The organism is Streptococcus sp. A12 (genome assembly GCF_905372335.1).
GTDB lineage: Bacteria > Bacillota > Bacilli > Lactobacillales > Streptococcaceae > Streptococcus.
This window is the reverse complement of sequence record NZ_CAJPOU010000006.1, coordinates 1-19,382: the sequence shown is the minus strand read 5'-3', so window position 1 is coordinate 19,382 and position 19,382 is coordinate 1. Positions and strand designations below refer to the sequence as shown.

21 protein-coding genes and 1 other annotated feature are annotated in these 19,382 nt (G+C 41.7%); of the genes, 20 read left to right on the top strand and 1 reads right to left on the bottom strand.

Going from position 1 to position 19,382, the window contains the following annotated elements; translation table 11 throughout:
- Positions 1 to 79: 79 nt before the first annotated feature.
- Entirely contained in the window at positions 80 to 796 is a 717-nt protein-coding gene (gene budA, locus QZ158_RS01565; protein ID WP_048714898.1) for an acetolactate decarboxylase, read from the top strand.
- A gap of 35 nt (positions 797 to 831) precedes the next feature.
- Here budA and QZ158_RS01560 read toward each other — a convergent pair whose 3' ends face one another.
- Positions 832 to 2,493 carry an NFACT RNA binding domain-containing protein gene (locus QZ158_RS01560; RefSeq protein WP_293873725.1) on the bottom strand — a complete coding sequence of 554 codons (1,662 nt, stop codon included), beginning with the start codon at positions 2,491 to 2,493 and terminating at the stop codon, positions 832 to 834.
- Between the two features lie 179 nt (positions 2,494 to 2,672).
- Positions 2,673 to 2,907, top strand: a binding site (T-box leader).
- Positions 2,908 to 3,037: 130 nt separating this feature from the next.
- On the opposite strand from QZ158_RS01560, the gene trpX reads away from it, so the two are divergent.
- The 19 genes from trpX to QZ158_RS01465 form a co-directional block, all read left to right on the top strand.
- Positions 3,038 to 4,042, top strand: a complete 1,005-nt coding sequence (gene trpX, locus QZ158_RS01555; protein ID WP_048714894.1) for a tryptophan ABC transporter substrate-binding protein — start codon at positions 3,038 to 3,040, stop codon at positions 4,040 to 4,042.
- Between the two features lie 123 nt (positions 4,043 to 4,165).
- Positions 4,166 to 4,585, top strand: a complete 420-nt coding sequence (locus tag QZ158_RS01550; RefSeq protein WP_048714892.1) for a hypothetical protein — start codon at positions 4,166 to 4,168, stop codon at positions 4,583 to 4,585.
- A 313-nt stretch (positions 4,586 to 4,898) separates the two neighbouring features.
- The gene (gene pheS, locus QZ158_RS01545; RefSeq protein ID WP_048691032.1) at positions 4,899 to 5,945 is read left to right on the top strand and encodes a phenylalanine--tRNA ligase subunit alpha; all 1,047 of its coding nucleotides are present in this window, start codon (positions 4,899 to 4,901) and stop codon (positions 5,943 to 5,945) included.
- A gap of 2 nt (positions 5,946 to 5,947) precedes the next feature.
- A complete protein-coding gene (locus QZ158_RS01540; RefSeq protein ID WP_048691034.1) occupies positions 5,948 to 6,463 on the top strand; it encodes an N-acetyltransferase in 516 nt (171 codons plus the stop codon).
- A 172-nt stretch (positions 6,464 to 6,635) separates the two neighbouring features.
- On the top strand, positions 6,636 to 9,041 hold the full coding sequence (gene pheT / locus QZ158_RS01535; RefSeq protein WP_293873718.1) for a phenylalanine--tRNA ligase subunit beta: 2,406 nt from the start codon (positions 6,636 to 6,638) through the stop codon (positions 9,039 to 9,041).
- Positions 9,042 to 9,275: 234 nt separating this feature from the next.
- Complete coding sequence (locus QZ158_RS08205; protein ID WP_061455075.1) at positions 9,276 to 9,584, top strand: hypothetical protein; 309 nt, start codon at positions 9,276 to 9,278, stop codon at positions 9,582 to 9,584.
- Positions 9,585 to 9,597: 13 nt separating this feature from the next.
- Positions 9,598 to 9,807 carry a helix-turn-helix transcriptional regulator gene (locus tag QZ158_RS01525; protein ID WP_003002675.1) on the top strand — a complete coding sequence of 70 codons (210 nt, stop codon included), beginning with the start codon at positions 9,598 to 9,600 and terminating at the stop codon, positions 9,805 to 9,807.
- Between the two features lie 53 nt (positions 9,808 to 9,860).
- A complete protein-coding gene (locus QZ158_RS01520) occupies positions 9,861 to 10,583 on the top strand; it encodes a DUF3169 family protein (RefSeq protein WP_293873687.1) in 723 nt (240 codons plus the stop codon).
- A gap of 11 nt (positions 10,584 to 10,594) precedes the next feature.
- Positions 10,595 to 11,488, top strand: coding sequence for an ABC transporter ATP-binding protein (locus tag QZ158_RS01515; protein ID WP_048789195.1), 894 nt, complete (start codon positions 10,595 to 10,597; stop codon positions 11,486 to 11,488).
- Positions 11,485 to 12,699: an ABC transporter permease gene (locus QZ158_RS01510; protein ID WP_293873680.1), complete on the top strand. Its 1,215-nt coding sequence runs from the start codon at positions 11,485 to 11,487 to the stop codon at positions 12,697 to 12,699. The genes QZ158_RS01515 and QZ158_RS01510 overlap by 4 nt, the downstream gene beginning before the upstream one ends.
- A 207-nt stretch (positions 12,700 to 12,906) precedes the next feature.
- Positions 12,907 to 13,185 (top strand): TIGR04197 family type VII secretion effector, encoded by a 279-nt coding sequence (locus tag QZ158_RS01505; protein WP_126404513.1) that lies wholly within the window; start codon positions 12,907 to 12,909, stop codon positions 13,183 to 13,185.
- The gene (locus QZ158_RS01500) at positions 13,173 to 13,535 is read left to right on the top strand and encodes a cingulin (RefSeq protein WP_293873670.1); all 363 of its coding nucleotides are present in this window, start codon (positions 13,173 to 13,175) and stop codon (positions 13,533 to 13,535) included. The genes QZ158_RS01505 and QZ158_RS01500 overlap by 13 nt, the downstream gene beginning before the upstream one ends.
- Complete coding sequence (locus QZ158_RS01495; RefSeq protein ID WP_293873667.1) at positions 13,526 to 15,130, top strand: virulence protein; 1,605 nt, start codon at positions 13,526 to 13,528, stop codon at positions 15,128 to 15,130. The genes QZ158_RS01500 and QZ158_RS01495 overlap by 10 nt, the downstream gene beginning before the upstream one ends.
- 10 nt (positions 15,131 to 15,140) lie before the next feature.
- Positions 15,141 to 15,749: a hypothetical protein gene (locus QZ158_RS01490; protein ID WP_293873664.1), complete on the top strand. Its 609-nt coding sequence runs from the start codon at positions 15,141 to 15,143 to the stop codon at positions 15,747 to 15,749.
- Positions 15,746 to 16,369, top strand: a complete 624-nt coding sequence (locus QZ158_RS01485; RefSeq protein ID WP_293873661.1) for a hypothetical protein — start codon at positions 15,746 to 15,748, stop codon at positions 16,367 to 16,369. The genes QZ158_RS01490 and QZ158_RS01485 overlap by 4 nt, the downstream gene beginning before the upstream one ends.
- A gap of 111 nt (positions 16,370 to 16,480) precedes the next feature.
- Positions 16,481 to 17,404 carry an aldo/keto reductase gene (locus QZ158_RS01480; RefSeq protein WP_293873658.1) on the top strand — a complete coding sequence of 308 codons (924 nt, stop codon included), beginning with the start codon at positions 16,481 to 16,483 and terminating at the stop codon, positions 17,402 to 17,404.
- Between the two features lie 151 nt (positions 17,405 to 17,555).
- Complete coding sequence (locus QZ158_RS01475; protein WP_293873655.1) at positions 17,556 to 18,131, top strand: TetR family transcriptional regulator; 576 nt, start codon at positions 17,556 to 17,558, stop codon at positions 18,129 to 18,131.
- Positions 18,128 to 18,808 (top strand): ABC transporter ATP-binding protein, encoded by a 681-nt coding sequence (locus tag QZ158_RS01470; protein WP_293873652.1) that lies wholly within the window; start codon positions 18,128 to 18,130, stop codon positions 18,806 to 18,808. Before QZ158_RS01475 ends, QZ158_RS01470 begins: the two co-directional genes overlap by 4 nt.
- Positions 18,809 to 18,811: 3 nt before the next feature.
- Positions 18,812 to 19,382 (top strand): FtsX-like permease family protein (locus tag QZ158_RS01465; RefSeq protein ID WP_366928167.1); only part of this gene is annotated, 571 nt, incomplete at its 3' end.

Genomic DNA, 19,382 nt, shown 5'->3' with positions numbered 1-19,382 from the left:
AGTCTTTCTGTTATTGTCCTTGAGAATATGGTATACTGGAAGGGCTAAAAAGAAGACAAGATGAATGAGGGAGAAGATAATGGAACCGGTGAAATTGTTTCAATACAATACCTTGGGGGCTTTGATGGCTGGTCTCTATGGAGGATCCTTTACGGTTAAAGAATTACTAGAGCATGGAGATTTAGGAATTGGGACCCTGGACTCAATCGATGGCGAATTGATTGTCTTAGATGGTAAGGCTTATCAAGCTAAGGGTTCAGGAGAGGAACCAGAGATTGTGGAAGTATCTTCAGATGCGACTGTCCCCTATGCAGCCATTGTTCCCCACCAGGCCGAAGTGATTTTTCGACAACGCTTTGAAATGACAGATGAGGAGTTAGAGGCTCGCATTGAATCTTATTACGATGGCGAAAATTTGTTTCGTTCCATCAAGATTCACGGTGATTTCGCCAAAATGCATGTGCGCATGATTCCCAAATCAACTTCGGAGACCAAGTTTGCAGATGTAGCAACCCATCAGCCAGAATTTACACGAGAAAATGTTACAGGAACCATTGTTGGTTTTTGGACGCCAGAGATGTTTCATGGGGTCAGTGTAGCAGGCTATCACCTTCACTTTATCTCAGATGACCATACCTTTGGAGGACATGTTATGGATTTTGTCATCAAAGAGGGCATCGTCGAAGTTGGAGCCATTGATCAATTGGACCAACGCTTTCCTGTCCAGGACCGCCAGTATCTCTTTGCCAAGTTCAACGTTGACCAGGTCAAAGAGGATATCCACAAATCAGAATAAAACAAAAGGGCTGAGATGATTCTCAGCCCTTTTTATTACTCATTGATGCGCATAGATTTGATCTTTTCTTCTTCAGGGGTGACCCGTAGGGTTTTCTGACCGGTATAGGTTACAAATCCAGGTTTTCCTCCGGTCGGTTTGTTGAGTTTTTTTGTTTCAATCATGTCGACTTGGACCAGATTGGACAGGCGTCCCTTAGAGAAATAGGCTGCAAGCTCAGCTGCATCGGTTTTGACCTCATCAGAAGGGTTGAGATTACCTGTAATGACCACGTGACTACCTGGAATATCCTTAGCGTGGAACCAGAGTTCGTCCTTTTTAGCCATTTTGAAGGTCAATTCTTCGTTTTGAAGATTGTTCCGGCCGACCAGGATAATGGTTTTGCCGTCTGATGCTAAATACTTCTCTGGTTTTTTTCGTTTGTGGATCTTTTCTCGGTTACGTCGTTTGATGAAGCCTGTTTGAATCAGCTCTTCTCGAATCTCGGCTACTTCAGAAAGGCTGGCTTGGGCCAAAGCGGTTTCGACTGTTTCCAGGTAGGAGATGGTTTCCTTGGTTTCCTGGATAAGAGAAGTCAAATGTTTAACGGCCTCTTTTAGCTTTTGGTAGCGCTTGAAGTAGCGTTGCGCATTTTGACTGGGGGTCAAGGCCTTATCCAAAGCAATGGTAATAGGCTGGTTGGTATAGTAGTTGTCTAAGGTGACTTGGTCTTGATCATTTGGGACTTGATGGAGGAAAGTAGTAAGCAGTTCGCCTTTTTGACGGAACTCTTCGGCATTTTCTGTCGCTGCCAGTTCGGCTTCCTGTTTGGCCAATTTTTTCCGGTTCTTTTCTAGCTCATTATCCACCTTGCGGATCAGTTCCCCAGCTTGTTGCTGGACCCGGTCGCGCTCAGCCTTGTCCAAGTAGTAGTGGTCGAGTAGATCTGATAAGGTCTCGAAGGTATCCTCCTGGCTATCTGCAAAAGCGAGAGTAGCAAAAGATTTTTTTGTTAGACGGGGATCTGTTGGAGCTTCAAAGAAAGCTCGGAAGGTTTTTAATTTTTCTCCCGTTTCTAATCGACCTGCCAATTCTTGAGCAGTATCTCGACCAAGACCCTGGAAATGGGTTTGAAGGTTTTTAGGTGTCAACTCTTCTCGGTGAAGAAAGGCGAATAAGGCTTCGTCTTTAATGGTAAAGGGGTTGACCGCTTCGGTTTTTGGAGGAGCTACATAGGTTGATCCAGGGAGAATGGTCCGGTAGCTATTTTGTGAGAAGCCCACATGCTTGATTGCTTCGATGATTTTTCCAGTTGCCTTGTCCAGAAGAATGATATTGCTGTGCTTACCCATGATTTCAATAATCAGGGTTACAGATATATCATCCCCAATCTCATTTTTATTGGAGACGGCAATTTCTAAAATACGGTCATTCTCCAGTTGCTGGATCTGCTCAATGACTGCCCCTTGGAGATACTTGCGCATGACCATGATAAAGGTATTAGGGAAGGCAGGATTCTCAAAATTGGTCTGAGTCCGTTGGATCCGACCAAAAACAGAGTGGGAAGACAGCAAGAGTTTTTGATTCTTGCGATTGCTACGAATTTGTAAAACCAACTCTTGTTCAAAGGGTTGGTTAATTTTTTGGATGCGACCATATAGGAGTTCGCTTTGTAATTCATTCACCATATGGTGTAAAAAAAATCCATCAAAAGACATGGGGTTCCTCAACATTCTAGACTAATTCTAGTAAATTATATCAAAAAAGTGCCTGAAAACCCAGTAAGAAGGCGGTTTTCAATCCTTGTAAAAGCATCCGTTAGAAAATGAATTTCAGGAAATGACGAACGTTTTCAAAAAAAACATAAAAAAGTATTGACAAGGCTTACGGAAACATTTACAATGGATTCAATTAGAAAAGTAATAAATGAAAATTTAATAGAGAGCTCACGGTTGGTGGAAGTGGGTAGTGGACATTTATGAAATTGGACTAATGATGAGATGAATTTGAAACAATAAAAATTCGGTCGGCACACCTTATCGTGCAACTTGTTGCTAGACAAGACAGAGACATGGGAGGAGTATATCCATTTTCCCATAAGTGAGGTGGCACCGCGATGACACGTCCTCACATAGCTATAGCTATGTGTGGGCGTGTTTTTGTTTCAAAAAGAAGGGAGAAAAGAAGATGAAGAAACGATGGCGACTCAGTCTTTAACAAAGATGCGAAAAAACGAAAAAATAAATAATTGAGGTAAAGAAAATGAAAAACAAACGTGTATTGGGAATGATTGGTGCTTTGCTAGCTATTATTTTAGTAGCAGTAGTCTATCCAATGTTAAACAATAAAAATGAAGCTAATAAAGCAGATGGAACTAAAAAGGTAAAAGTCGGTGTCTTGCAGTTGGTCAGCCACCCATCGCTAGACGAAATCTACAAGGGGATTCAAGATGGCTTGGCTGAAGAAGGCTATGACAAGGACAAGATTGAGATTGAATTCCTCAATGCAGAAGGGGACCAAAACAAGGTTGCTACCATGAGTAAGCAATTGGTCCAAAACAACAACGACGTTTTGATCGGAATCGCAACCCCATCTGCTCAAGGTTTGGCTAGTGCAACCAAGGACAAACCAATCGTCATGGGTGCTATCACAGACCCAGTCGGCGCTAACTTGGTCAAAGATTTGAAAAAACCAGGTGGCAATATCACAGGAGTATCTGACCACAACCCAACGGAACAACAGTTGAAATTGATCAAAGAGTTGACTCCAAACGTGAAAACAATCGGTGTCCTTTACTCAACCAGTGAAGATAATTCTAAAACGCAAGTAGAAGAATTTACAAAATTGGCTGAAAAAGCAGGCTACAAGGTGGTTCCTTATTCAGTCCCTTCTACAAATGAAATTGCTTCAACGGTTTCTGTCATGACTGGTAAAGTGGATGCTATCTGGGTTCCAATTGACAACACCATCGCTTCAGCCTTCTCAACGGTAGTCGAAGCAAACAAAACAGCTAAAAAACCAATCTTCCCAAGTGCGACAGCCATGGTCGAAGCTGGTGGTTTAGGCTCAGTCGTTGTCGATCAACACGATCTTGGAGTGGCAACTGGTAAAATGGCTGCGAAAATCTTGAAAGGTCAAAAACCAGGTGATACACCAGTCGAAATCTTCACAGATGGTAAATCTGTCATCAACAAAAAAGTGGCAGAAGAATTAGGCATTACCATTCCAGAATCTGTCTTGAAAGAAGCTGGACAAGTCATCGAATAAAAACAAACGGATAACAAGAACGGCAGAGGAATTTGGCTTTGGCAGGTCTTTAAATCCTGACCTTTAAAAATGTTCACCAGTGCCCAGGACCAGCTTATTTTACTCTTGGTAGAGGAGAAAGAATTGAAAATCAAAATAACAGATCTTCATCCGACCCAACTATATTTATCAGAAAAGAAGTTACATGATATCCAGATGCTTGATCAATCGGCGGAAATCATCAATGTGGATCCAATTAGTATTCTTGCGTTTGGAAATTGCTTCTTGATTACAAACGGGCATCACAGGGCTTATCAGTCTTTATTGGCAGGTCGGGATACGATTTCTGCTGAGTTTGATAAAGATGGTGGTGATGAAATTTATCATCTCTATGCGCAAGCTTGTGAGGAAAGAAAGATATCCTCTGTTTTGGATTTAAAACATCGTATCTTACCTCAAGATGAGTATGAAGCAAAATGGTATAACTGGTGTGATGGTTTTAACCAAGCAGCAACTCTTCTATTGAAAAGGAAAGCAGATGAAACAGACAAGGCAAATAAATAATGCCCTGGGTCTTGTTTCTTTGTCTATTGAAATTAGTCTCATCTAACTTGTTTTTTAACTAAAAATCTGCTAAACTAGATAGTAATTGAATAGAAATCTGCAAGACTAGTACCTCAAGGGAAGTGCAACAGGGAGAAGAGCCGTGACTGAAAGCTCTTTGCATGAAAGCTGAGTGAATTCACTTGCGCAAGGATTTAGAAATTAAGGTCTGAGTTTCAGATAAAAAACGGATGGTACCGCGTGTCAACGCTCCGAATATGGATGTGGCGCGTGGTTTTTTCTATGTCTGAGTGAGGACCATGATGGAGGAAATATGTCAACGATTGAAGAACAACTAAAAGCGCTTCGAGAAGAAACGCTGGCAGCCTTGAAGCAGATCTCTGCTGAAAATAAAAAAGAGATGCAAGAGCTACGCGTCTCTGTCCTTGGGAAGAAAGGCTCTCTAACCGAGATCCTCAAAGGGATGAAAGATGTCTCTGCTGAGATGCGTCCGGTCATCGGGAAACACGTTAATGAAGCCCGTGATGTTTTGACGGCTGCCTTTGAAGAAACAGCTAAGCTCTTGGAAGAAAAGAAAGTCCAAGCCAAATTAGCTAGTGAGAGTATCGATGTGACCCTTCCGGGACGTCCAGTCGCAGTTGGTCATCGCCATGTCTTGACCCAAACCAGTGAAGAAATCGAAGATATCTTTATCGGGATGGGCTACCAAGTTGTAGATGGCTTTGAAGTCGAAAAAGACTACTACAACTTTGAACGCATGAACTTGCCAAAGGATCACCCAGCTCGTGATATGCAGGATACCTTCTATATCACAGAAGAAATCTTGCTTCGGACCCACACATCACCAGTTCAGGCGCGTGCAATGGATGCGCATGACTTTAGCAAGGGACCTTTGAAAATGATTTCTCCAGGCCGTGTTTTCCGTCGGGATACAGATGATGCGACCCACAGCCACCAGTTCCATCAGATCGAAGGCTTGGTTGTTGGGAAGAACATTTCTATGGCGGACCTTCAAGGAACGCTTCAGTTGATCGTGCAAAAGATGTTTGGTGCAGAACGTCAAATCCGTCTGCGTCCTTCTTACTTCCCATTCACCGAGCCATCCGTTGAGGTCGATGTATCTTGCTTCAAATGTGGTGGAGCGGGATGTAATGTATGTAAGAAGACAGGTTGGATCGAAATCATGGGGGCCGGTATGGTTCACCCACGCGTGCTCGAGATGAGTGGCATTGATTCGACAGTCTATTCAGGATTCGCCTTTGGACTTGGTCAGGAGCGTGTAGCCATGCTTCGTTATGGAATCAATGATATCCGTGGCTTTTATCAAGGAGATGTTCGCTTCTCAGAACAGTTTAAATAATCATGTTAGTTAGAGTAAAAATCGATCAATTACAGACCTTACGTGACCTAGAGGTGGAAACCTATCGGGAGACCTTTGGTCCCTATATTGTTGAGGAAGACTTGGAAGAGTACTTCTCTACCGTGCTCTCTTTGGAGCAAATCGAGAAGGATCTGCTAGATCCAGAATCTGAAATCTATTTTGTCCTCAATGAAGAACAAGAAATCTGTGGTTTTCTCAAGATCAATTGGGGGCAAGCACAGACGGAGCCAGTAGAGATGGACAAGTCCTTTGAGATCCAACGGATCTATGTCAAAAAGGAATTTCATGGGGCTGGTTTTGGCAAGGAAATGTTTATCTTTGCGCTGGATCAAGCCAAGAGCCGGGGCTTTGAGTGGGCCTGGCTAGGTGTCTGGGAACGCAACTTTAAGGCGCAAGATTTTTACTATCGCTTTGGTTTTGAACGATTTAGTGAACACCAGTATGTTACCGGAGATACCGTGGATACAGACTGGTTGTTGAGAAAGAAATTGATCTAGAATGGACAAGAAGTCTCAGAATTGGAAGCTTCCATTCTAGAGAAGGGGAGGTTATTAGACCTTCCTAAGCTAGCCTCGAGCTGGAAAACACAAAATGAAAGGATCAAAACGAGGGTGGATGGAGATCTAGGAAAGATATCTAGATTTCTGCTTAGCCCTTGGTATCTTACATATGTTAGTTAGTTATAAATGGTTAAAAGAATTGGTGGACATTGATGTGCCATCACAAGAGTTGGCTGAAAAAATGTCAACCACAGGGATTGAAGTAGAAGGTGTCGAATCACCAGCTGCTGGCCTCTCAAAAATTGTCGTCGGAGAAGTCTTGTCTTGCGAAGATGTGCCAGAAACTCATCTTCATGTTTGCCAAGTCAATGTGGGCGAAGAAGAAGCTCGTCAAATCGTCTGTGGAGCACCAAATGTGCGTGCAGGAATCAAGGTTATGGTGGCTCTTCCAGGTGCTCGCATCGCGGATAACTACAAGATTAAAAAAGGGAAAATCCGTGGCTTAGAGTCACTAGGGATGATCTGTTCACTTGGTGAATTGGGCATTTCTGATTCCGTTGTACCTAAGGAATTTGCAGATGGCATCCAAATCTTGCCGGATGATGCAGTACCAGGTGAGGAAGTATTCTCTTACCTAGACTTGGATGATGAAATCATCGAACTTTCCATCACGCCTAACCGTGCAGACGCTCTTTCTATGCGTGGGGTAGCGCACGAAGTAGCAGCGATTTATGACAAGGCAGTCAATTTCAAAGACTTTGCTTTGACTGAAACAGACCAAGCTGCAGCAGACGCTCTTTCTGTCAGCATTGACACAGACAAGGCGCCATACTATGCTGCTCGTATCTTGGACAATGTGACCATCGCACCAAGTCCACAATGGTTGCAAAACCTCCTCATGAATGAAGGTATTCGTCCGATCAACAATGTCGTTGACGTGACCAACTATATCCTACTCTACTTTGGTCAGCCTATGCATGCCTTTGACTTGGATACCTTTGAAGGAAACGAGATCCGTGTCCGTGAAGCGCGTGCGGGTGAAAAATTGGTGACCTTGGACGGGGAAGAGCGTGAGTTGGAGACGAATGACCTAGTCATTACTGTGGCTGACAAGCCAGTAGCCCTTGCCGGTGTTATGGGTGGTCAGGCTACAGAAATTTCTGAAAAGTCTAGTCGTGTCGTCCTTGAAGCCGCTGTCTTCAATGGCAAATCTATCCGCAAGACCAGCGGTCGTCTCAACCTTCGTTCTGAATCATCTTCTCGTTTTGAAAAAGGCATCAACGTGGCAACTGTCAATGAAGCCCTTGATGCGGCAGCAAGCATGATAGCAGAGCTTGCAGGTGCAACCGTGCGTAAGGGCATCGTTTCAGCAGGTGAATTGGATACTTCAGATGTAGAAGTATCTTCCACTCTTGCTGACGTCAACCGTGTCCTTGGTACAGAGCTTTCCTACGCAGATATTGAAGATGTCTTCCGTCGCCTTGGTTTTGGCCTTTCTGGAAATGCTGATTCCTTTACTGTGAGTGTTCCACGTCGCCGTTGGGACATCACTATTGAAGCTGATCTTTTTGAAGAAATCGCACGTATCTATGGTTATGACCGCTTGCCAACCAGTCTTCCAAAAGACGATGGGACAGCAGGTGAGTTGACTGCGACTCAAAAATTGCGTCGTCAGGTTCGGACGATTGCTGAAGGGGCTGGATTGACTGAAATCATTACCTACGCTCTGACAACTCCTGAAAAAGCCGTTGAATTTACGACTGCACCAAGCAACCTAACAGAACTTATGTGGCCAATGACTGTGGAACGTTCAGTTCTCCGTCAAAATATGGTTTCAGGTATTTTGGATACAGTTGCCTACAACGTTGCGCGTAAGAACAAAAACTTGGCTCTTTATGAGATTGGAAAAGTCTTCGAGCAAACGGGTAATCCAAAAGAAGACTTGCCAAACGAAATCAACAGTTTTGCCTTTGCTTTGACAGGTTTAGTCGCTGAAAAAGACTTCCAAACGGCAGCTGTTCCAGTTGATTTCTTCTATGCTAAAGGAATTTTGGAAGCCCTCTTTGCTCGCTTGGGTCTTGAGGTGACTTATACAGCAACGCAAGAGATCAAGAGTCTTCACCCAGGACGGACAGCCTTGATTTCACTCGGTGACCAAGTCCTTGGTTTCCTCGGTCAAGTGCATCCTGTAACGGCTAAGGCTTATGATATTCCAGAGACGTATGTAGCAGAGCTTAACCTTTCAGCTATCGAAGCAGCCCTTCAACCAGCCGCTCCATTTGTGGAAATCACCAAGTTCCCAGCGGTGAGCCGTGATATCGCCCTTCTCCTCAAAGCTGAAGTGACCCACCAAGAAGTGGTCGATGCCATAAGAGCTGCGGGCGTGAAACGCTTGACAGACATCAAGCTCTTTGACGTCTTCTCAGGTGAAAAACTGGGTGTCGGAATGAAGTCTATGGCCTACAGTCTGACCTTCCAAAATCCAGAAGATAGCTTGACAGACGAAGAAGTTGCACGCTACATGGAAAAAATCCAAGCTTCCCTTGAAGAAAAAGTAGACGCAGAAGTGCGGTAAATCGTAAAAATTTGAAACAGTTGAGAATTTCTCAGCTGTTTTTTTCTTACAGAATTTACTTGATATAGAGCTTAAAACCCTATAAAAATAAAGAAATTCCTTTAAGGACTCAAAATATCCATGTCAACCATCTTTCTATTTTTGACAAATATTTTTATTTTTTTGATTAATATACTTGTCAAAAAGAAAAAGAAGTGTTACAATGATTTTAGTTGAAAGAAGGGGAGGTTTCTTATGGGAGCCATATGGATTCTTTTTATCCCTTTTCTGATTATGGTTTATGCGAGCTCAGAAAAGAAGATTAAAAGGTTGAACAAACGCATTAGACGATTAGAAAAACAAGTGAAAGGAAATCAAGACATGTCTAGAATTTTAGAAGAATTGAAAGGCCAAACGGCCACTGTTACAGTGAGTGGTGTTGGGTTCGAGTATGAAATTTTGGATATCGACGAAGATTGGGTCAAACTGACTCGTGTGAATAATAAACAACAAAGGGAGACAAAATTAGTTCGCATCGAAGATATTCAAGGTATTCAACTATAAGGGGGCGAAAGCCATGATCTTAAAAAATCGACTGAAAGAGCTGAGGGCGCGTGATGGGCTCAACCAATCCGAGCTAGCTAAGCTAGCAGGGGTCTCGCGCCAGTCCATCAGTCTCTTGGAGCGAGGGGAATACACCCCTTCGGTTATCATTGCTATCACCATCGCCCAGATTTTCAAGGAACCGGTGGAGAATGTTTTTAGTCTAGTAGAGGGAGAGGAATAAATGTGAAAAAGAAGTATAAAGAAAGGTCAGCCCGTTTTCGTTTTTGGAGAAACATGGCCTTGATCCTTTTAGGATTAATCATTGGCTTTTTGACAGGTTATTTTGGTTCAGACCATCCTATTGAATTCCAAAAGCTATTTGATCGAGATATGCTCTATATAGGGTCAATCATTTTATATCTGGTGATTTTCGGGATTGCGTCTACCTACCTCATCTCATCCCGCCAGTCTTATCAGATGATGGATGAGGCAGAAGATGAGGACGAAGCCTACCATTATGAAAGTCAAACGAGAAGGCTTTATGACTTGGCTACGATTTTCAAAGGCGTCATGATTGTTCCCTATCTATTAGTGATTTACTTCTCTTGCCAAAAGCTAGTCTATGAAGAAAAACTAACAGGTGCTTTTGGGAAATACACCATCCCGCTTATTTTCCTCGGTTTGCTTCTCCTTACTTTTGGATTGGAACATCAGTTTCGGAAGACGTTTAAACAGATTTATGGAAAAGCGATTCCACGTAATTCTAGCGGAGCAGAAGTCCGTGAATTAATAATGAGTATGATGGATGAAGCAGAAAAACAAATTTGCTACGAGGAGAACTTCGACATTGTTTTCAAGTTAAGCAATTATGTCTTACCGATTTCCTTAATGGCGATATTCTTAGTTGGGATTACATTCCAGACAGATATCTTGTTAGCATTAGTAGTTGTATCACTGATTTATGTCTATATCTTGGTCTCTCAGTACAAGATTACCAAACGTTACTATAAAGAGTAGAGGAGTTTTCTATGTTAGAAATCAGAAATTTAGAAAAGAGTTTTGGCAAGAAGCAAGTCTTGTTCGGGATTGACTTGACTGCGAAAAAAGGATCCATCTTAGGTTTGATCGGGAAGAACGGAGCAGGGAAGACCACCATCTTCCATAGTATCCTCCGCTTCCTTGACTACAGTGGTGATATCCAATTGGATGGCAAAGCGATTAGCCAAGAAACCTATAAGGAAATCGGCTACCTGCCAGAAGAGCGGAGCCTCATGCCTAAGTTGACTATCTACGAGCAAGTCCGTTACCTTGCTAATCTCAAAGGAATGTCAACTGCTGAGGTCAAGGAGAAACTTCCGATCTGGATGGAAAAGCTCCAAGTAAAAGGGAAATTAACCGATAAGATTAAGAGCCTTTCAAAAGGGAATCAGCAAAAGGTTCAATTGATTATTACCATGATCCATGAGCCAAAATTGATCATCTTAGATGAGCCATTTAGTGGACTGGATCCCGTCAATACAGAAGTGCTCAAGCAGGTCATCTTTGAAGAAAAAGAACGCGGTGCGACCATTATCTTCTCTGACCACGTCATGACCAATGTGGAAGAACTCTGTGATGAGTTGGTTATGATTCGTGATGGATCTGTGATTCTTTCAGGTCCCGTACAAGAAGTTCGCAATAGCTTCGGGAAGACTCGTCTCTTCGTATCCAATGACTTCAGTAAAGAGGAGTTGGAAGTATTGCCTCATGTGACCAAGGTGACCATGACCAAGCAAGGTCTATGGAAGTTGGTCTTGGATGATGAGACAGCAGGTCCAGACCTCTTTGACCAGTTGACCAAGGGTCGCTATCTGGCAACCTTTGACCAACAAGCCCCAACCATTGATGAAATCTTTAAACTAGAATCAGGAGTAGAAGTATGAAACAGATGCTGATTGTTATCAAAGAAACTTATTTACGCCAAGTGAAATCATGGAGCTTTTTCCTGATGGTTCTTTCTCCCTTTCTCTTTATTGGATTGACGATCGGAGTGAACTACTTCGTTGGCTCTTCTACCTCTGCTAAAAGCAACATCGCCTTGATTACAGATCAAGCTCCTGTCAAAGAAGGCTTGAAAGGAACCGATGGCTTGACCTTTGACTATAAGGATGAAGCAGCAGCTAAGAAGGCCATGAAAGAGGAAGAAATCAAGGGAATCCTCACAGTTGAAGAAAAGGATGGCCAATTAGAAGCCCGCTACCAGAGTGAGGATGCCATGAAGCCAGGTTTCAAATCAATCGTCATGGCAAAATTGAGTCAGGTTCAACAAATGCTCAATGTTTCTAAGGCGGATTTAAGCCAAGAGCAGTTAACAGCTCTTTCGCAACAGGTCTCATTGACTGAAAAGATTGATGAGAAGAAAGAAGGGCTGAAAATGGTGCAAACCATGGTAGCTGGAGGAATCGGTTTTCTTCTCTACATGATTCTGATCTTTTATTCAAGTATCACTGCTCAAGAGGTAGCTAGTGAAAAAGGAACCAAGATCATGGAAGTGGTCTTCTCAAGCATTCGCGCAACTCACTATTTCTATGCTCGTATGATTGGTCTTTTCGGAGTAATTTTTACCCATATTGGTATCTATGCAGTAGGCTTGGGAGGTGTTTGGATGTTTAGAGATTCCATTCCTCTTGTGAAAGATGTATTATCACCAGACTCTCCTATTACTCAACATATTGGACAATCCATTTCCTTGAATACCTTCTTCTTTATCATTCTCGGAATCTTCATGTACGTAGTTCTCTCAGCTTTCCTAGGGTCAACAGTTGCTCGTCCTGAAGATACAGGAAAGGCCCTCTCTCCACTGATGATGTTGGTAATGGTTGGATTCTTTGGAGTGACTACCTTGGGTAGCGCAGGTGATGTCCCTCTATTGAAGATTGGGTCTTACATTCCATTCATTTCAACCTTCTTTATGCCATTCCGTACGATCAATGGCTATGCAAGTGGACTTGAATCATGGGGTTCATTCGGAATCGCCTTGGCCTTCACGCTCCTTGGCACCATGATCATTGGAAAAATCTATTCTAGCCTCATCTTACAAACGGATGATTTAGGCTTGGTCAAAACAGTCAAAAAAGCCTTGAGTTATCGCTAACAGAGACACCTTCAGTAGATGCTGAAGGTGTTTTTATGTAAAATACTTTAGATTGTGAAGTGTAAGAATATAAGCAAATCATAGTAGATATACTTAAAGAGTGAAATGCATGAATTACTGTGGTGAGCTGGACGTAAAATTAACAATGTTCTTTACTTGTTAATATGGTAGAATAGTACTATAAATTGAAGGTGAGAGATGGTAAGAATGAAAAAACATAATATTAAGTCTAGTACTATTAATGCGAAAGAGGCTATTGCTGAATTAACCGGTGTTGATGTATCTGATCAAAAAAATATGCTTATTGAATTCAGTTATTCTTCTGGTATTCCAGGAATGGAAAAAGGTAAGGAATTGACAAATAACATGCTTCAAGCAGTGAGTAATTTTACTGAGGCTGTTTTAATACAAGCAAATAAATTTCCTCAGATTGCAATTAAAATTGAAGAAAGGGATATTGAGCAAGCTAAAAGATGGGGGAATTAATCATGGTGGAGGATGTTAATAAAGATAAACGAGATAAACTATTTCAAGAGATAGTAAATATAGAAAAACAGGAAGATATTATTTTGGATTTAACTCGTGATTATCAAAAAAGTTTAGATGAATTTTTAGAAGATATTTCATTAATAACAAGAGAAGCAGAGATGAGATTGTCTTCTTCTTCTCAAAATGAATTGTTTTTCAAAGAAAAGTATGAAATGGATTTAATAGCAAGAAGATATGTGGCTAAACAGATGGAAGCCTTTAGTGAGGAGAGTGGGACAGCGTTAAAAAAATTAAGTATTAAGAAGGAAAGATTAATGAAAGAAAGGAGTCGTTTGCCGTGGGAGTGAGATACAGTTCATCAGAATCTGCTGCCTTGATTGAGGCTATGAGTGGAAATATTCAAATTGCTAAGCAAATTACAGAAAAACTTACTAGTGGGAGTGATTATTTAATAGCGGAGATTGAAGCTGGTAAACTTCAAGGTGCTGCATATGAGGCAGGAAAAAATTTATTTGGAAACTTAATTGTCCCTAGTATCAAAAAATTACAAGAAGCGATTGATGATATTCAAATTGAACTAAATTCGTACAAAAACGCAGATGCGGTTGTATCCCAATATGGTAACATGGATTTAGATGATCTGAAGACACAAAAGCAAAGTTGGGAAAAACAGCTTTTAAAGTATCAAGAACAAATCAGAAAGAATGAAGATTTTTGGAATCGTGTAGGAGCATTTCTTACCGGAAATCTGGGTCAAAACTTATCAGATAATAGAGTACTTCATGAATTGGCTGATAAAACACGGATGCAAATCAAAGATGTGGAAGAAAAAATTGAAAAATTAGAGTGGTTTGTTGAGCAAGTCAATCAGTATTTTTCAGACAGTCTTGAAATTCTTAATTTAGCAATTGAAGGAGCGGGACAACTAAGTCAAATTATAGTTGATAGCAACGGAAATTACTATGTGGATGGTGTCGACATGACTTGGTTTGACAAAATGAAACAAACAAAAGTTGTTTCCTACGCTAAGAGAGACTATCAGGATGCCTTAACAAGGACTTTGAATCAAGCATCGAGAGATATGTTATTATCAGAGGATGGTGATACCTATTATCGGGAAGAGCTAAAAAAACGCTTAAAAGGACAGGATCGGTCACAGTGGAAAAAAATTATTGATGATTATAACCATACTCTAAAAATTGACAATGAAGGAAATTTAATTGAAATTTTTGATAATAGTGCTTATAAAGATCGACATTATCAAAAAGATGATAACTTTTCTGTGCTAAAAAATGGGAAGTATGATAGTGCTTCTACGAGATTGATCAACGAAAAATATCAAGAACTTATTCAAAAAAATTTTGAAGCTAATTCTGCTGAATTTTGGGGTGGAGTTAGTCAGATGTTATCAGGATTACTACTTGACTTTGCTAGCGCAGCAGCAGAAGCTGGAGGTTTAGCTTTAGCTCCTGAGACAGGTGGGGCAAGTTTTATTGCTGGAACAACTGCAGCAGAGGTTGCTTTAGATGCAGGCAACGCACTCATATTTAGTGGTGTAGTATCTGTAGGATCCGCTATTAGTAAAACAGGTAGCGCAAACGCTGAAATTCAAGTCAATTATTCTAGCAACTACGACAGCTGGCAGGCCAATAAACCGACAAGTAAGTCTTTTGGAAAAAAGATTTCTGGACGAGTTAACGGTAAAAAAGTCGATAATATTCGAGTTGATGCGGAGCCAAATAGTGGGAAAATCCAAGTTCAGTCGGGGAGTGGAAAGTCAGGTTATGATCTCGACATAGATATCGAAGCCTCAACTATTTCAAGTAGGCAGGATATTGTAAACTGGGTAAATAAACAATCTGAACTAAATGGACTTGGAAAAGGAGCTAAAGAAGAAGTTATAAAAAATATGTGGAAGGCTTTTAACTGGTTGATGCAATAAGGAGGGAAGAATGAGATTATATTTAAAAGGCGATTATACAAAAAAGATACCTTATGGTTATCTAGAGCTTGCTGGTAAAATGTGGTTTCCAGAGGATGAGCAAATTTCTTACTCAAATGCTGGGAACAATGATGCATTACAAGAAGATTTTTTCTCAAATTTATCCTTGAGGAAAAGTACTGCGGACAAGAGATGGTCTAGTGTCCCCCTAAAGGAAGGGGTACGAAGACTCTTTTCACATATTAAAGAATGTATTGAAATTAATTTTGAAGATGCATTTGCTACAGATTATAATGAAAAGGGGGACTATCTCCGTATTTTAACCAGCCATCTGGAAGTTTTGACAGTTGATAAACGCGCTATGTATATTATGGCGCTTGAGATTGCCAAGGTGATTGATGGGCAAATTAGCGAAGATGATAAGGCTAGCTGGTTGACAATTGAAGAGTTTAAAAGAAAACATGAGTCGATTCTATCTCTAACTTTTGAAGAAGCAAATGAACGAAGTTTGGTAGAAATTCAAACAATGGATGTTGTAGACGATCCTCTTTGGGAGGAAGAAGCCAATCGTCGAAAAGAATATATACTAGCACATGGAGGCGATATCTCAGATTTATGAGACTCTATATCAAAAGTAATTTTCAGAAAAAAATAACCTTTACGACAAGAGAGTTGCTCTGGAAAATGTGGTTTAAGGAATGCCATGGTCATCCTATTACATACTCGAACGTCGGTGATGATGAGATGCTACAAGATGATTTCTTTTTTGGAGTTCAATTTGATAAATGGCGATTTAATGATAAACGGTGGAATCATATACCATATGACAAGAATAATCCATGGAATTCGTTTTCTGATGAAAATATTCAATTGGAATTTGAAAATGATTTTATCACTGATGGGAGAGAACGTGGCGAAAACCTTAGGATTGCTACAACACATACAGACATTTTAACAGTAGACAAACGTGCTATGTATATCATGGCAGTCGAAGTTGCAGGTGCAATAGATGGGCAGATCAGCGAATATGACAAAGAAATCTGGATGGATGTAGAGACTTTTAAGGAGTTGCACAAGGATGTCTTATCACTAACCTACGATCAAGCAACTGATATCAGTGTGGAGGAACTGAAAAGTATGAGAGCTATAGAAGATCCTTTGTGGGATGAAGAAGAACGCCTTCGTGAAGAATACATCAAAATTCATGGAGAAGTGGAGTTGGATGACGAGGAAGAATAAGAAATTCTATTTCAACCAGAGAGCCCTCAGTTATTGCTGAGGGCTTTTTGATTTCAAATTGACTTTTGCAAGCCTTTTCACTACAATAGAACTACAGAAAAGGAGGCGGACATGAACTATATTGAGTTTGCTGAAAATGAGCGTCTGTCCACGATTGTCCTTGGGATGATGCGGATCAGCCAGATGAGTGAAGATGAGGTGGAGGCCTTGGTGGAGGCGGCCTTGTCGATTGGGATCAACACCTTTGATCTGGCGGACATCTATGGCGATGGCCAGTGTGAGATCCTGCTGGGTAAGGTTCTCAAGCGCCGTCCGGATCTTCGGGATCAGATGTGGATCCAGTCCAAGTGTGGGATTCGCAAAGACGGCTTTACCTATTTTGATTTTTCTAAGGACTATATTTTGGACTCCGTCGACGGTATCCTCGAGCGTCTGCAGATCGAGCGCTTAGATAGTCTTCTCCTTCACAGACCGGATGCTCTCATGGAGCCTGAAGAAGTAGCAGCAGCTTTTGATCACTTGGAGCAAGCGGGCAAGGTCCGTCATTTTGGGGTGTCCAATCAAAATCCTATGATGATGGAATTGCTCAAAACGGCTGTCAAACAACCACTCAAGGTCAACCAGTTGCAGTTGAGTGCCGCCTTTACACCGAGCTTTGAGGCTGGTTTTCATGTCAATATGGAAGGGCCAAAAGCAACCGTGCGAGATGGCAGTGTCTTTGAGTATTGTCGCTTAACAGATACGGTGATCCAAGCTTGGTCTGTCCTCCAGCATGGCTATTTCAAGGGAAATTTTGTCGGCAAGGAAGAGTTTGCGGCCCTCAATCACGTCCTCAATGACTTGGCGAAAAAATACCAAGTCACTCCGACAGCCATTGCCCTAGCTTGGGTCCTCCGCTATCCAGGTAAGATGCAGGCCGTCATCGGAACGACCAAACCCCAGCATGTCCTTGAAGCGGGGAAAGTAGCAACAGTCACCCTAACGCGCAAGGAATGGTATCAAATATACCTAGCTGCAGGAAATGATTTGCCATAGAATATTTGTTAGTAGACCAGACTTCACTTGTATCAGTGGGCTGGTTTTTTTTGTTCTATGCTTTACGGATTTTTCTTGACAATTCTTTCTTTGTTATGGTATTCTTTATGCAACACATGTTGCGTAACAACTGTTGCGCGAAAGGAGTCTTATGCCACCAAAGGTTAAATTTAGTAAAGAGACTATGATTGGGACGGCTTTACAATTGGTGAGAGAAGAGGGCCTGGCTAGTTTGACGGCTAGGGCATTAGCAGAGAAACTGGGGGCTACACCAAGAGTCATTTTTGGGCAATTTGCTAATATGTCTGAGTTACAAGCAGAGGTTATTGTTGCTGCGGAAATGGTAGTGGTGGAGTATATTCGCAAAGCCTTAGAAGATGAGAAGCCCTTTCGATCTGTCGGGGTTGCTTATATCCTGTTCGCTTCAAAAGAGCCCCAACTTTTTCAATTGCTTTTCCAAAATCCTAGCAAAGATCCGATTCGTCGCTTTCAAGATTTTCTTCCCATGAAGGATTATAGCTACCAATTGGTTCTGGATTCGATTGTTGCAGACTATCCGTTGACGTTAGAGGAGGCTAGTCGCTTGTACCAGCATCTATTTATCTACTCACACGGGATGGCCTCTATGGTTGCTTCTGGTATTTATCAGTTCAGCATGGAAGAAGTGATTGGATTATTGACAGAAGTTTGTCAATCTCTCATCAAAGAAATGGTAGGAAAGAAATGATTCAACTAGAAAATGTTCACAAAAGCTATGGCCAAACCAAGGTCTTAAAGGGGATTGGTCTGCAGATTCAAGACCAGGATGATGTGGTTATCTTAGGCCCTTCTGGATCGGGCAAGTCAACCCTCTTAAATGTATTATCCGGATTAGAAAAGGTAGACGAAGGTCATATTCTCATTCAAGGACAGGATTTATCGCAACTCACGGATGCTCAATTGACAGCCTTTAGACGTGAGAAAATTGCCTTTATTTTCCAGCAATATTATTTATTGCCTAATCTAACGGTTAGACAGAATGTAAAGATGGGAGCTGACTTGGCGAGCAATCATGATTTTTTGCAGATCATCGAGGATTTGGGGCTTGGCGATAAGCTGGACAAGTATCCGAGTGAATTGTCTGGTGGGGAACAGCAAAGAGTGTCTATTGCTCGGGCCTTGGCCAAAAAGCCAGAGATTCTTTTCTTAGATGAGCCGACGGGAGCTCTCGATGAAGAAACAGGGCGCAAGATTCTTGACTATATCTGGAAGTTGAAGGAAAAGCAGGGCTTTACCCTGATCATGGTGACGCACAACCAAAATATTGCGGATATGGCCAGAACCATCATTCGCGTTAATAGTGGCAAGATTACTCAAGTGGTGACTAATGATCAACCTCAGACTGCCTATGAGATTGGATGGTAAGCCATGTTTTCAGTAAAAGATATTCGAAAATTAGTTGTCGTCAGCATCATTGGGGCCTGTGCGGTCTTTGTGGCCAATCTCTTCTTGAATTTTTACCTGGATATCGAGCAGTTGGAGATTTCTAAAACCAATCCGATGATTCAGACCTACTATGATGCCCAGGTTTCGCTATCTTGGATGGTGGCTATGGTCAGTGGGGTGGTCTTGTCCTTGACGTCGATCCTTCTCATGTGTTTTTATATTAAACAATTTGTCGATGACCACAAGGAACAATTAGGGATTTTAAAGGCTTTGGGCTATAGCAATGGCCAGTTGGCTAAACGATTTTGGGCCTTTGGACTCAGTTTTGGAGTTGGAGCGCTTCTTGGCTATTTCGCTTCCTTTCTCATGATGGGACATTTTTATGACTTCCGCAATGAGAAGGGGATTTTGCCAGAAATTACTATTCATTTTCACTGGCAGCTCTTAGTTGCTTTGGTGATGCTGCCAACGACCTTCTTTATGGTTCTTGCGATTGGCTATGCTAGAAGACAACTACAAACGCCGGCCCTTCGCTTATTGAAAAAATCTCCAA